The 12,499-nt window shown below is 38.2% G+C and carries 11 protein-coding genes and 5 pseudogenes; 11 read left to right on the top strand and 5 right to left on the bottom strand.

The genetic code is table 11. The annotated features are described in order from the left end of the window. Positions 1-23 precede the first annotated feature (23 nt). Positions 24-668, top strand: a complete 645-nt coding sequence (locus OWR28_RS22670) for a 50S ribosomal protein L25/general stress protein Ctc (RefSeq protein WP_131437093.1) — start codon at positions 24-26, stop codon at positions 666-668. Positions 669-916: 248 nt separating this feature from the next. Then, positions 917-2,137 carry a cysteine desulfurase gene (locus OWR28_RS22665; RefSeq protein ID WP_332388633.1) on the top strand — a complete coding sequence of 407 codons (1,221 nt, stop codon included), beginning with the start codon at positions 917-919 and terminating at the stop codon, positions 2,135-2,137. A 51-nt stretch (positions 2,138-2,188) separates the two neighbouring features. Here the strand turns inward: OWR28_RS22665 and OWR28_RS22660 are convergent, their stop codons facing one another. The 5 genes and pseudogenes from OWR28_RS22660 to hemA all read right to left on the bottom strand — a co-directional run bounded on the left by OWR28_RS22660 (position 2,189) and on the right by hemA (position 6,404). Beyond that, the gene (locus tag OWR28_RS22660; RefSeq protein ID WP_332388632.1) at positions 2,189-2,314 is read right to left on the bottom strand and encodes a GNAT family acetyltransferase; all 126 of its coding nucleotides are present in this window, start codon (positions 2,312-2,314) and stop codon (positions 2,189-2,191) included. Positions 2,315-2,420: 106 nt separating this feature from the next. Next, positions 2,421-3,452: a uroporphyrinogen decarboxylase gene (gene hemE, locus OWR28_RS22655; protein ID WP_332388631.1), complete on the bottom strand. Its 1,032-nt coding sequence runs from the start codon at positions 3,450-3,452 to the stop codon at positions 2,421-2,423. Positions 3,453-3,593: 141 nt separating this feature from the next. Next, entirely contained in the window at positions 3,594-4,181 is a 588-nt protein-coding gene (locus tag OWR28_RS22650) for a uroporphyrinogen-III synthase (RefSeq protein ID WP_332388630.1), read from the bottom strand. A gap of 54 nt (positions 4,182-4,235) precedes the next feature. Continuing rightward, the gene (hemC, locus tag OWR28_RS22645) at positions 4,236-5,144 is read right to left on the bottom strand and encodes a hydroxymethylbilane synthase (protein ID WP_332388629.1); all 909 of its coding nucleotides are present in this window, start codon (positions 5,142-5,144) and stop codon (positions 4,236-4,238) included. Then, a pseudogene (gene hemA / locus OWR28_RS22640) lies at positions 5,131-6,404 on the bottom strand (glutamyl-tRNA reductase). Before hemA ends, hemC begins: the two are co-directional and overlap by 14 nt. Positions 6,405-6,795: 391 nt before the next feature. Between hemA and OWR28_RS22635 the strand changes: the two are divergent. From OWR28_RS22635 to rodA, 9 genes and pseudogenes are all read left to right on the top strand, one after another. Beyond that, positions 6,796-7,819: pseudogene (locus OWR28_RS22635) on the top strand (rod shape-determining protein). 28 nt (positions 7,820-7,847) lie between these two features. Then, positions 7,848-8,690, top strand: a pseudogene (mreC, locus tag OWR28_RS22630) (rod shape-determining protein MreC); the annotation flags it as partial. Positions 8,691-8,693: 3 nt separating this feature from the next. Then, positions 8,694-9,199 (top strand): annotated as a pseudogene (locus OWR28_RS22625) (rod shape-determining protein MreD). 179 nt (positions 9,200-9,378) lie between these two features. After that, positions 9,379-9,839: pseudogene (locus OWR28_RS27300) on the top strand (peptidoglycan glycosyltransferase); the annotation flags it as partial. Between the two features lie 96 nt (positions 9,840-9,935). After that, entirely contained in the window at positions 9,936-10,388 is a 453-nt protein-coding gene (locus tag OWR28_RS27295; protein ID WP_494168531.1) for a penicillin-binding transpeptidase domain-containing protein, read from the top strand. Continuing rightward, positions 10,385-10,588 carry a hypothetical protein gene (locus tag OWR28_RS27290; RefSeq protein ID WP_494168514.1) on the top strand — a complete coding sequence of 68 codons (204 nt, stop codon included), beginning with the start codon at positions 10,385-10,387 and terminating at the stop codon, positions 10,586-10,588. Before OWR28_RS27295 ends, OWR28_RS27290 begins: the two co-directional genes overlap by 4 nt. Beyond that, complete coding sequence (locus OWR28_RS27285; RefSeq protein ID WP_494168513.1) at positions 10,582-11,025, top strand: penicillin-binding transpeptidase domain-containing protein; 444 nt, start codon at positions 10,582-10,584, stop codon at positions 11,023-11,025. Before OWR28_RS27290 ends, OWR28_RS27285 begins: the two co-directional genes overlap by 7 nt. Before the next feature lie 14 nt (positions 11,026-11,039). Next, on the top strand, positions 11,040-11,234 hold the full coding sequence (locus OWR28_RS27280) for a hypothetical protein (protein ID WP_494168512.1): 195 nt from the start codon (positions 11,040-11,042) through the stop codon (positions 11,232-11,234). Further along, complete coding sequence (gene rodA, locus OWR28_RS22615; protein ID WP_332388628.1) at positions 11,231-12,460, top strand: rod shape-determining protein RodA; 1,230 nt, start codon at positions 11,231-11,233, stop codon at positions 12,458-12,460. The genes OWR28_RS27280 and rodA overlap by 4 nt, the downstream gene beginning before the upstream one ends. The last annotated feature ends 39 nt before the right edge of the window (positions 12,461-12,499 follow it).

Here is a 12,499-nt window from a genome sequence, read left to right as displayed (position 1 = left end):
TTGCACTCTTAAATTTTTTATAAATGAAATCTATTACAATTCAAGGTACAAAAAGAGAAAGCGTGGGCAAAAAGTCTACAAAAGCTTTACGTGATGCTGAATTAGTTCCTTGTGTTGTTTATGGAGGTGGAGCTCCTTTGAACTTCTCTGCTGAAGAGAAAGCTTTCAAAGGTCTAGTATACACTCCTGAAGCACACACGGTATCTATTGAAGTTGACGGAAAAACAATTCCGGCTGTTCTTCAGGACATCCAGTTTCACCCTATTACAGACAAAATTCTTCACGCTGATTTCTATCAGTTATCTGACGATAAGCCAGTTATCATGGAAGTTCCGGTAAGAATTACAGGACGTTCTAAAGGTGTTGTTGCTGGGGGTGTTTTACGTCAGTCTTTCAGAAAACTAAAAGTAAAAGCTATCCCTGCTAACCTACCTGACGAAATCGTTGTAGATGTTACTCCATTAAGAATCGGTAACAAACTTTACATCGGTGGTATCAAAACAGAAGGATATTCTTTCATGCACCCGGACAACGCAGTAGTAGTTGCTGTTAAGATGTCTAGAAATGCAATGAAAGGAGGTGCAGCTGCAATGGATGATGAAGATGAAGAAGAAGTTGCAACTGAAGAAGGAGCAGCTCCTGAAGCAGCAGAAGCGGCAGCAGAATAAGAATTGCTTATTTAAACAATATAGAACCCGTCAGTTGTTGACGGGTTTTTTGTTTTTTGGAATCACCTTATAAAGTTCAGATTTATTACTCTTCACTATTTTCTTTAATATACTTTCTTCATTATAACTCATCGAATATTTCTATCAACTGATAACGATCAGCTGCCAACCTCATGCTTCCTTTCGGAAAAAAAGCCGTAAATTTGAAGAGTTCTAAATAAGAACGTTTTAATTTAAAAAATAAATAAATGTTTGACATTCAGGAAATAAGAAGCCAGTTTTCTATACTGGACAGAGAAGTGAACGGTAAACCGCTGGTTTATCTGGATAATGCAGCTACATCTCAAAAGCCAAATTCAGTTTTGGAAGTCTGTCACGCATATTATACAGAACTTAATGCTAATGTTCACCGGGGAATTCATACCCTGAGCCAGCTGGCTACAGAAGAAATGGAGCTTTCAAGAAGAAAAATCCAGAAATTCATCAATGCTGAACATGATTTTGAAGTAATCTTTACAAAAGGAACTACGGAAGGATTAAACCTCATCGCTTATATTTTAACACAGAAACTGCAGAAAGATGACGAGATCATCATTTCATATCTGGAGCACCATTCCAATATTGTCCCATGGCAGATGCTTTGTGAAAGGACAGGAGCAAAACTCCGGGTGATTCCTATTGATGAAAATGGAATTCTTCAGATGAATTATTTTGATCAGTTTCTAAGTGAAAAAACTAAGGTTGTTTCTGTAAATCAGGTTTCCAATGCGTTGGGAATTGTAAACCCTGTTGAGGAGATTATTGTAAAGACAAGAAAAAATACTGATGCCTATATTGTTATTGACGGGGCACAGTCTGCTCCGCATTTCAATATCGATGTCCAGAAGCTGGATTGTGATTTCTTTGTATTCTCGGGTCATAAAATGTATGCTCCTATGGGTACAGGTGCTTTATATGGAAAGCGTGAAATCCTGGAAGCTTTACCCCCATTCCATGGAGGAGGAGAGATGATTGCGACATGTTCTTTCGAAGGAACTACTTATGCCGGGCTTCCATTTAAATATGAAGCGGGAACACCTAATGTAGGTGGAAATATTGCTTTAGGAGCCGCTGTTGACTTTATAAACAGGGTGGGTCATACCAATATCCAGAATCATGAGAATGCTTTATTGGAATATGCCCAGAGACAGCTTTTGGAATTAGAGGGTATTAAGATCTATGGTGAAAAAGCAAAAAGAACCGGGGTTGTTTCCTTTAATCTTGAAGGAGTGGGGATTGCCTCTGATGTAGGGATGATCCTTGATAAAATGGGGATTGCTGTAAGAACAGGGCATCACTGTACACAGCCTATTATGGATTTCTTTAATATTGCGGGGACGGTAAGGGCCAGTTTCGCTGTTTATAATACTTTTGAAGAAATTGATATTTTAGTAGAAGGAGTTAAAAAAGCTCAGAGAATGTTGAGTTAACCAATGATTATACAAGTATAAATAAAAGCAGCTGTTACGCTGCTTTTTTTATTAGTCTATCGGCATGCAGTAACAATGCCCGTCAATAATAACCTGGTAATATCCGATGGCACACTCAAGGCAGATTTCTCCTCCTGCCATAATGCTTTTCATTTTGTCTTTGTTTAGTTTTTTCATAGGATGTGATTTAAAGTGTTAATAATCAAAGATAAATAAAATTAATTACAATAAAAAAGCCCTGTTAACGGATAACAAGGCTATTATATTTTTTAAGAGAATAATCTTATAAAGTCGGTTTCCAGTCTACTACAGCTCTGATGAATGCTTCAGCATTTTCTACAGGAACATTAGGAAGAATTCCATGACCTAAGTTCGCTATGTATCTGTCTTTTCCGAAACGGTTGATCATTTCATTCACCATCTTTTTAATGGTCTCAGGAGTCGAATGAAGTCTTGCAGGATCAAAATTCCCCTGTAAAGTCATTGTATGATTGGTCAGCGTTCTTGCGAATTCCGGTTTAATAGTCCAGTCTACACCCAGTGCAGAAGCTTTAGACATTGTCATATCTTCCAAAGCAAACCAGCATCCTTTCCCAAATACTACCACATGGGTAAGCGGGCTTAATGCTTCAACAATCTGGTTGATATACTGCCATGAAAATTCCTGATAATCCGCAGGAGAAAGCATCCCTCCCCAGGAATCGAAAACCTGTACTGCAGAAACTCCTTTTTCTACTTTTCTTTTTAAATAAGCAATCGTAGTATCGGTAATTTTTTGCAGTAATAAATGAGCTGCTTCAGGCTGCTGGAAACAGAAAGATTTTGCAATATCAAACGCTTTACTTCCTTTTCCTTCTACACAGTAGCAAAGAATGGTCCACGGAGAACCCGCAAAACCGATCAGTGGAATCTCATTGTCCAGTTTCTGAAGAGTAAGCTCAATAGCATCAAAAACGTAACCTAAAGTATCATTCACATCCGGAGTTTCAATATTCTGAACCTGTTCCATCGTTCTGATAGGAGTATCTAACCATGGTCCAACGGATTCTTTCATTTTGAAATCAATTCCCATTGCCTGTGGAACTACCAGGATATCAGAAAACAGAATCGCGGCATCCAGAGGAAATCTGCGGATAGGCTGTAAAGTGATCTCAGCTGCAAGCTCAGGGGTCTGGCATCTTGTAAAGAAATCATACTGATCTCTTAAAGCAATGAATTCCGGCAGATATCTTCCAGCCTGCCTCATCATCCAGACAGGAGGTCTTTCAACGGTTTCTCCGCGAAGTGCTTTTAAATATAGGTCGTTTTTAATCATAATCTATTTTAACTAATATTACCGGTAATATCCGGTAACGGATATTCTAAATTATACTTCCGATTTCTTTTCTGATCAATGCAAAGATGGATGTCAATGTATTTTCTTCAGAAGTAAAAATTTTTTCCTGCGTATAATTTCTCAGCTCACCGGAAGTGGTTTCTCCAATTGAAAAAGCTTCATGCCTTCCAGCGAATTTCGCTTTGCAAAACTACGAACTCCGCTCGGACTAAAAAATACCGCAGCATGATATTTTTCAGTTATTACAGGATTGATTTCCTCAGTATTGTAAATCGTAACTTTTCTGTATTTAATATTTTGTAACGGAAGCTCTTTATCCAGAACATTGATGGCAAGATTGCCGCAGAAATGAAGAAACTGTTCATGCTGGCATTTTCCGATAATAAACCTGGAAAGCGTTTCAGCATTTTTCAATACCTTAAATGTTCCAAAGCCATGTTTTCTTAACTCTCTTTTGGTCTTTTCGCCTACACAATAGATTTTGTTGTAGTTTTTTGCAGTAAAATCCTCATTAGGTCTAAACCTGTTTTTAAAAAAAGATATAACCCCATTGACGCTGGTGAAAATCAGGGAGTAATTTTTCAGATCAAAAGGACTGATCATGATAGGATTGGTCTTAATCACCTCAACACAGTCAACCAAAATATCCTCTCCTAATTCTTTGGATATAATAGATGGGTCTATATTTTTGGTAAATAAGATTTTCATGTCTGTAAAATTAAGAAGATGAAAGGAACAGGTAAGAATCTACAATCTGAAATATCAGATCTGGCTTTTGATTTCGGCCATTAATTCTTTTCCTCCGTTTTCAAGAACTACTTTTGCATACTTTTCCCCGAAATTCTCGGTTGGAGTATATACAAAGTTTTCATCTACAGCAATGCAGTTTTTCCCGTCCAGGGAGCAAAGTGCAGCTTTGAAGCGGATCTGATCGCCAATGATTTCTGCAAATGCTCCGATAGGTGCAGTGCAGCCTCCTTCTAAAGTGCTTAGGAAGTTTCTTTCAATTTCTACACAGATCTGAGTCTGCTGGTGATTGATCTGGCGTACAATTTCATTGATCTCCGGTTTGTCAGTATGTCCGGCTACGGAAATAACCCCTTGTGAAGGAGCAGAAATCATTAATGGAAGCATCTCATAATCGATCTCCATTTTCATTCTTTTAATTCCTGCAAGAGACAGAATCGTTGCGTCGAAATCTTCTTCCTCCAGTTTTTGAAGCCTGGTCTGAATATTTCCACGGATATCCGAAAATTCAGCAGTAGGATAATTTCTCAGCCAGAAAGCTCTTCTTCTCAAACTGCTGGTGGCCAGTTTAAGCTCATGGAATTCTTTATTCCTCGCAGATTCTTTTCTGATCAGAATGTCCTGAGGATAATCTCTTTCGAGGTAAGCGATCATCTCGATATTCTGAGGCAATTGGGTTGGAACGTCTTTTAAGGAATGTACGGCAATGTCAATTTCGTCATTCAGTAAGGCAATATCAAGGTCTCTTGTAAAAACCCCGGTAATTCCCAAAGAATAGAGCGGTTGATTAAGATTCTTATCGCCGGAAGAAACGATAGGAACAATTTCCGTTAAATAATTATTGTTCTGAAGGTGCCTCGCAACCTCTCTAGCCTGCCAAAGTGCAAGTGCGGAATTTCTCGTTCCGATTCTAATGCTTTTCATTGAATTCGTTGTTTGGTTGTTCAACTAATATTTCGTGCATTAATTTACTAATTTCTTCGGCTTTTAAAGGGTTATCGATGATATATTTTGCAAAACGGTTGGTGATTTTCTGGATCATTTTATCAGAAAGTTCCATATCCGTGATGTTTATGTATTTATTCTTTTTATAAAAATTATGCATTTCATTGCGTTCCATGTTCTTTAGAACGGCTTTGAAATGATGAATATTGGGTGCCAGCTTTCTCTTTTTCTCCCATTCAATGAAATCTTTCATCAGCTCCTTTATGATTTTTCAGCTTTCGGGATTTCTTTTTCACGCTGCTGAATGGTTTCCTGGATCTGTTTTGAAAGTTCATCTACATCAATCAGTGTTACGTTTTTATTTTCCGTAACATTCTTTTCAACGTTATGAGGGATGGAAAGATCTATAACAAGTGTTTCTTTTCCGTTCGGAAAATGTGACTGGTTGACAATAGGATGCTTGGCCCCTGTTGCCACAATAAGGATATCAGTATTCTTTAATTCCTGATCAAAATCAGAATAATCAACATGAGGAATATTATATTTCTGGGAAATCTTTTCAGCTTTCTCCTGAGTTCTGTTGGCAATTTTAATTTTCGGCTGATAAACATGCTTTACCAGATTCTCAACCGTATTCTGTCCTATTTCGCCTACCCCTAAAAGAAGAATGTTTTTTTCAGCTATTCTTTTCTGGCTGTTCAGAATATAATGAACTGCCGCATAAGAAACCGATGCCGCTCCATTGGAAATGCCGGTTTCGTTTTTTATTCTTTTCGAAATCTGAATAGCCGCATTGATGGCTCTCTCCAGATAAGGATTTGAATTCTGTCTCTCTTTTTTGAAACGGTTGTATGCTTTTTTAATCTGCCCGATGATTTCAAAATCTCCGATAATCTGGCTTTCAAGCCCGGCTGCTACCCTGAAAAGATGAATCAGTGCTTCCTCTTTCGTAAGAATATTGGCAAACTGAAGAAAATCTGTAAGCTGTACCCCGATGGTTTTGCAGTATTCTTCAGCAACTAAAAGATAATTGGGAGAAGTGGTATAGATTTCAGTCCTGTTACAGGTGGAAACCACAAATGCATCCCCAAGATCTTCCTGGTGGACCCTGGAAACAAAGTTTTTGATGTTCTCATCAAAGAATGCAAACTTTCCTCTTGTTTCTACATCGGCTTTCTCGTAGCTTATTGAAAGCACGGCGAAATTTGATGTTTGATGAATGTTGGAATACTGTAACATAAGCAGTGGCAAATTTACAATTTTTTTAATTAATCATTCTCTGATAGTGTATATGATAATTATCGTAAAAAACTATAAAAGGGAATGCCGCAAAAGACAAAACTGTAAAATGGCAAAATCGCATATTGTATCAAAACGGTTCCTGTTTTTAAGTTTTATTTCTGCCCGCATGATTGTGCTTTCTTAGTCTTTTTCCCCTTTTGCTATTTCGCTTTTCAGCCCTTTTAACACGCCATGAATTTTAGTTGAACTCAAACTCTGTAAACCTCTAAACTGAAAGTTAATAAAGAATTATAAATTTTAATAAAATTTTAACCAAATTAAGTTGGTGGGAAATTTCTTTAGTAGTGTTAAATTTATATCTTTGTAAACTTAAAATCAGAAGAAAAATATGAGTTTATTTGATATGTTTACGCAAGAAATTGCGATAGACCTTGGAACTGCTAATACCCTAATCATCCATAATAATAAAATTGTTATAGATCAACCTTCAATTGTTGCAATTGAACGTTCATCGGGTAAGCCGATTGCCGTCGGAGAGCAGGCTAAACATATGCAGGGTAAAACTCACGAGGATATCAAAACGATCCGTCCTTTGAAAGATGGGGTGATTGCTGATTTCCATGCTTCTGAACACATGATTAAGGAGTTTATCAAAAATTCCTGGCATCAAAGGTAAATTCATTCAACCGGCATTACGAATTGTAATCTGTATCCCTTCTGGTATTACTGAAGTTGAAAAAAGAGCGGTAAGAGACTCTGCTCAGAAAGTAAATGCAAAAGAAGTAAGGCTTATTTATGAGCCAATGGCAGCGGCAATTGGAGTAGGGATCGACGTACAAAAGCCTGAAGGAAATATGATCATCGATATAGGCGGAGGTACTACGGAAATTGCTGTAGTCGCTTTAGGAGGTATCGTATGTGATAAATCTGTGAAAATTGCAGGAGACGTATTTACCAATGATATTGCTTATTACTTAAGAACTCACCATAACCTTTATATCGGGGAAAGAACAGCTGAGAGAATCAAAATTGAAGTAGGTTCTGCAGTAGAAGATCTTGATGTAGATATCGAGGACATCCCGGTACAAGGTAGAGACCTTATCACAGGGAAGCCTAAAGAAATTATGGTTGGATACAAAGAGATTGCGCGTGCATTAGACAAATCGATCATCAGAATCGAGGATGCCGTAATGGAAACCCTTTCTCTTACACCACCGGAACTGGCAGCTGATATTTACAAAACAGGTATTTATCTTGCCGGAGGAGGAGCGTTATTAAGAGGTCTTGCGGACAGAATCCACAAAAAGACAGGTCTTCCTGTATTTGTTGCTGAAGATCCGTTGAGAGCTGTAGTTCGAGGAACAGGTATTGCGCTTAAGAATATGGATAAGTTCAATTTCTTAATTAAATAATTTTAACTTTTTACGACTTTATATCTGAATGGGATTTTTGCTGAGATTATTTTCGAAGAATACTCTTTTCGTCTTCTTTATATTCCTGCAAATTATTGCTCTGGTTTTGATATTCTCAAGAAATGCCATGCAGAGATCCTGGATTGCGGGCCAAACGGCAGCGTTCAATTCATGGGTTTCCGGATATATTGATGAAGGAGTTTCTTATCTGAAGCTAAAACAGATCAATGAAGATCTTGTGGCCCAGAATAAAGCCCTTATGACTGAACTCTACGGAAAAGACGGATCAAAGAATCCTGTTTTTAAAAGAGTTCATGATACCATTGGCGGTGGGCAGATTTATACTTTTGTTGATGGAGAAATTGTTTTCAACAGTATCAACAGAAGGAACAACTATTTTACAATCAACCGTGGCCGCAGAGACGGAGTCTTTCCTCAAATGGGGGTAATGGCGCCGAGAGGAATCGCGGGAATTGTAATCAATTCTACAGATAGCTATGCATTGGTTCAATCCGTGTTAAGTGTAAACAAGATCAGAATTAATGCCGCGCTTAAAAACTCAGGGTATTTTGGTACTTTAACATGGAACGGGGATAACTCAAGGGTAATGCACCTGGCAGATATTCCGAAATATGTTGCATTAAAGATAGGAGATACTGTTGTTACAGACGGTAAGTCTGCTATTTTCCCTAAGGGAGTAACCATTGGTACCATTGCAGGATACTCTGTGGACAACAAAACCGGCTTCTGGGACATTTCCGTGGAGCTGAGTGAAAAAATGGGAGCGTTGAATAAAGTGTATGTAGTGAAGAATCTTAAGAAAGCAGAAGTGCAGAAGATTCAGGACACTATGCAGGCTGTAATAAAAAAGAAAATGATTAGCAGAACTTTATTTACAGATATATTGATCATGATCTTTCTTGTTGCATTACAGATTTTTGTACTCAACAGGATTACACTTTTCGGGAAATATACGCCGGTGTTATATCCCGTGTTCGTTATGTTCTATCCGTTTTTCAGAAATAAATTTCAGTTCCTGGCATTGAGCTTTTTAATAGGGCTGTCTATCGACGGTTTTCTTTATTCATGGGGAATCAATGCATTTGCAACAACGTTGATTGCTTATTTCAGAACGTTGATCTTCAGGACTTCCACAGATACGTCTACAGACTTTTTCTCATTTCAGTCCCTTCAGTGGGCGCAGTTTTTGCTGTTTTTATTTTCAAGTATTTTCCTGCATCAGCTTTTAGTACAGTACATTGAATTCTTTAAGTTTAGCAGGTTTTTGAAATATTATTTAATGTGTTGGTAACAAGTGTAATTTCATTTATCTTTATAGTCATCTACGCATTAATATTTAAAATCAAACAAAAAGTTTGAACACACGTTATTTAAAAATTTTTTCCATTCTTGTTGTCATCGCCCTTATTTTTGTGGCGAGGCTTGCGTATTTGCAGCTGTTTACAGACCGTTATGCACTGAATGCTGCGAATACATCCATTAAAACAGAATATGTTATTCCACAGCGTGGCGTTATTTTTGACAGAAATGGTAAAATCATGGTAGGTAACCAGCCTGCTTATGAAATTTCGTTTACGCAGGCTTTGATGAAACCTGATTTTGATACTCTGGCATTTTGTAGTTTAATGAAAATTACAAAACAGGATTTTATCAATAAAATCAATGCTATCAAAAAGGAGAAATATTATTCTAAGCTGACGCCGATGACTTTTATTAAAGACCTCAGCAGAGAAGATATTGCAAGAGTTCAGGAAATTATTTTTAAGTATCCCGCATTTAATATCGTATCAAGACCCCAGCGTCAATATGAAGTATCCACATCCGGGAACCTTCTTGGGTATACGAGTGAGGTAAATGAAAGAGATATTAAAAAGATTCTACCTATTATTTACCGGGAGACTTCATCGGGAAAACCGGTGTTGAAAAATCCTACGAAAAAGAACTTCGTGGAGTAAAAGGAGTAAAATATATCCAGAAAGATATCAGGCTCCGGAATATTGGATCCTATAAAAATGGTGCCCTGGATAAAGATGTTATTACGGGTAAAGATATTACATTAACCATTGATTACGACCTTCAGAGAACCGCTGAAGAAATGCTGGTCAATAAGCATGGTGCAATTGTAGCCCTGGATCCTAATAACGGGGAAGTACTGGTTTCTGCAACCGGACCGGATATTGATCCGAATCTTTTTACCGGACCCAATAAATCCAAAAATTTATATGCTCTGTCCAAAGATACACTTTACGAAAACAAACCCACTTTTGACCGTGCATTACAGGCAGGATATCCTCCAGGATCCACTTTTAAACTGTTGACTGCTTTAGCGGCAATGCAGATGGGAGTAATGGATGAAAAAACCATTTTCCCTTGTGGCGGCGGATTCTTCTATAAAGGGAAAAGAATCAAAGGTCATGGTGGAGCAGATCCGCTTATTCCTTCTATTCAGGTTTCCAGTAACTGTTTCTTTACTTATGCATTTATTGCGATTATTAAAAAATACCCGGGAAATCCATCAAAAGGTGTTGATGAATGGAAAAAATCATGAGCAGTTTCGGAGTTGGAGAATTTTTAAATAATGATTTTGCTGTTGGGGCAAGAGGCAGAATCCCTTCAGGAGATTTTTACGAAAAAAGATTTAAAGCCATCATGAAAGCCAGTGGTTCCCAGAGAACTGATTTCAAAAACTGGGATGAAATGTCAACCGGTGCTATTTATAACGGGATGGGGCAGGAGACGTATTGGTAACTCCTATTCAGCTGGCCAATTATGTGGCGGCAATTGCTAACAGAGGATGGTATTACACTCCTCATATCGTAAAAGCAATTGACGGGAAGCCAAATCCTGATCCAAGGTTCAAAGTAAAACATAAAACACTCGTAGATCCAAAACATTTCGAACCGGTTCTGAAAGGAATGGAGGCTGTGGTTTTAAGAGGAACAGCCCGTGGTTTGAAATCCAATGATTTTACGCAATTAGCCAAAACAGGTACTGCACAGGTACCGCAGGGAAAAGATAACTCAATTTTTGTATTGATTGCTCCTGCAGAAAAACCTAAAATTGTTGTAGTGGCAGTAATGGAGCACGCAGGATTCGGTGCTACATGGGCAGGTCCGGCTTGTACAGTGATTGCTGAAAAATATATTACCGGTGATTTAAAAGAGAAAATCTTTACAAGAAAATGATCACCTCGAGTTTCATGCCTGAATATAAAAGGCAATGGATTGCAGACCTGAAGCGTAAAGGATTATATGTTGACCCTAAACCTGATTCTATTAAGCAAAAAAGAATTAAGGATAGCCTGGAGTTGGTAAAACAACAAAAAGCAAAGCTGCAAAAGAAAATAGAAGAAGCTAAAAAAAATAACACTGCTAAAAAAACTGTGAAGCAATGAAATGGACGGAAGGAATAGATAAACTGGGCCTTGGGCTGTATTTCCTGCTTTGCATTTTTGCGATTGCAAATATCTACAGTGTTGATCAGAAACTGGGAGAAAAGCAATTGGTTTTCTTTTGTATCTCCCTGTTTGTGGGTCTTGTCATATTCGTGGGAAGAAGCAAATTCTTTGAGAATATGGCTGGTATCATTTATATTGGTGGTGTCCTGCTTTTGATAGGGCTTTTTCCGTTTGGTAAAGAGATCCTCGGGCAGAAGAACTGGTATAAGTTCGGCAGTTTTACCATGCAGCCTGTGGAGTTTGCAAAAATCGGAACGGCATTGATGCTGGCCAATTATGTTTCAAGCCCGGATTTTAATCTTAAAAATAAAAAATCTCTCTGGATGGCCCTTGCGATTATAGGAATTCCGGCTGCGGTTGTTCTTGCCATTCCGGATGTTGGTTCCATGCTTGTGTTTATTGCATTCTTTATTGCTTTATACAGAGAAGGGCTGAGCGGCCTTTTGTTCGGGATAGGATTTATTTTTGCCGGAGTTTTTCTGATTTCACTGGCTGTTCCTCCGGTTTATGTTGCGGTGGCAGTTTTAGTCATTGCCGGTGTTCTGATTGCCATGAATTACCACAGAATGTCATGGGATGTGATTTCTATCTCCGGAATTGCAGGGTCTGTCCTTTTGCTGTGCGGTCTGGCTTTCGGGTCTCCTTATATTTTAGAAAAGCTTCCTAAACACCAGAGAGAAAGAATTGAGGTTCTTTACAAAGGAGAAAAGGCGTTCAGGGATACTTCAGGATACAACTTATTATATTCCAAGACGGCTATTGGGTCAGGAGGACTTTGGGGAAAAGGTTACCGTGAAGGTTCCGTTACCCAGGGTAAATTCGTGCCGGAGCAGGAAACCGATTATATCTTTTGTACAGTAGGAGAAGAATGGGGCTTTTTGGGAAGTGCAATTCTTATTTTATGCTACATGGTTTATATCGGCAGGATATATTACCTTGCAGAGAAGCAGAAATCTACATTTAACCGTGTTTTTGGGTATTGCTTTGCCTCGATCCTGCTGATGCACTTTTCGATTAATTTAGGGATGGTTATGGGCCTTTTCCCTACGGTTGGGATTCCTCTTCCGTATTTTAGTTATGGAGGAAGTTCTCTACTGGCTTTCTCAATGATGACTTTTATTTTCTTCAAACTTAATTATTCCGATAAAAACAGTCTGGTGTAACTGCTTTCAGGCGGTGATGTAAAACCGCAAAAAAGTATG

Origin of the sequence: Chryseobacterium sp. 1B4 (assembly GCF_036631475.1) — a bacterium.
Taxonomy (GTDB): Bacteria; Bacteroidota; Bacteroidia; order Flavobacteriales; family Weeksellaceae; genus Chryseobacterium.
This window is presented reverse-complemented; position numbering and strand designations above follow the sequence as displayed.

Excerpts from the sequence above, each read along its gene's own strand:
- OWR28_RS22670 (WP_131437093.1), top strand. The coding sequence starts at position 24 with ATGAAATCTATTACAATTCAAGGTACAAAAAGAGAAAGCGTGGGCAAA.
- hemE (WP_332388631.1), bottom strand. The coding sequence starts at position 3,452 with ATGATTAAAAACGACCTATATTTAAAAGCACTTCGCGGAGAAACCGTT.
- OWR28_RS27290 (WP_494168514.1), top strand. The coding sequence starts at position 10,385 with ATGAGCAGTTTCGGAGTTGGAGAATTTTTAAATAATGATTTTGCTGTT.
- OWR28_RS27280 (WP_494168512.1), top strand. The coding sequence starts at position 11,040 with ATGCCTGAATATAAAAGGCAATGGATTGCAGACCTGAAGCGTAAAGGA.
- OWR28_RS27295 (WP_494168531.1), top strand. The coding sequence starts at position 9,936 with ATGCTGGTCAATAAGCATGGTGCAATTGTAGCCCTGGATCCTAATAAC.
- OWR28_RS22660 (WP_332388632.1), bottom strand. The coding sequence starts at position 2,314 with ATGAAAAAACTAAACAAAGACAAAATGAAAAGCATTATGGCAGGAGGA.
- OWR28_RS22650 (WP_332388630.1), bottom strand. The coding sequence starts at position 4,181 with ATGAAAATCTTATTTACCAAAAATATAGACCCATCTATTATATCCAAA.
- rodA (WP_332388628.1), top strand. The coding sequence starts at position 11,231 with ATGAAATGGACGGAAGGAATAGATAAACTGGGCCTTGGGCTGTATTTC.
- OWR28_RS22665 (WP_332388633.1), top strand. The coding sequence starts at position 917 with ATGTTTGACATTCAGGAAATAAGAAGCCAGTTTTCTATACTGGACAGA.
- hemC (WP_332388629.1), bottom strand. The coding sequence starts at position 5,144 with ATGAAAAGCATTAGAATCGGAACGAGAAATTCCGCACTTGCACTTTGG.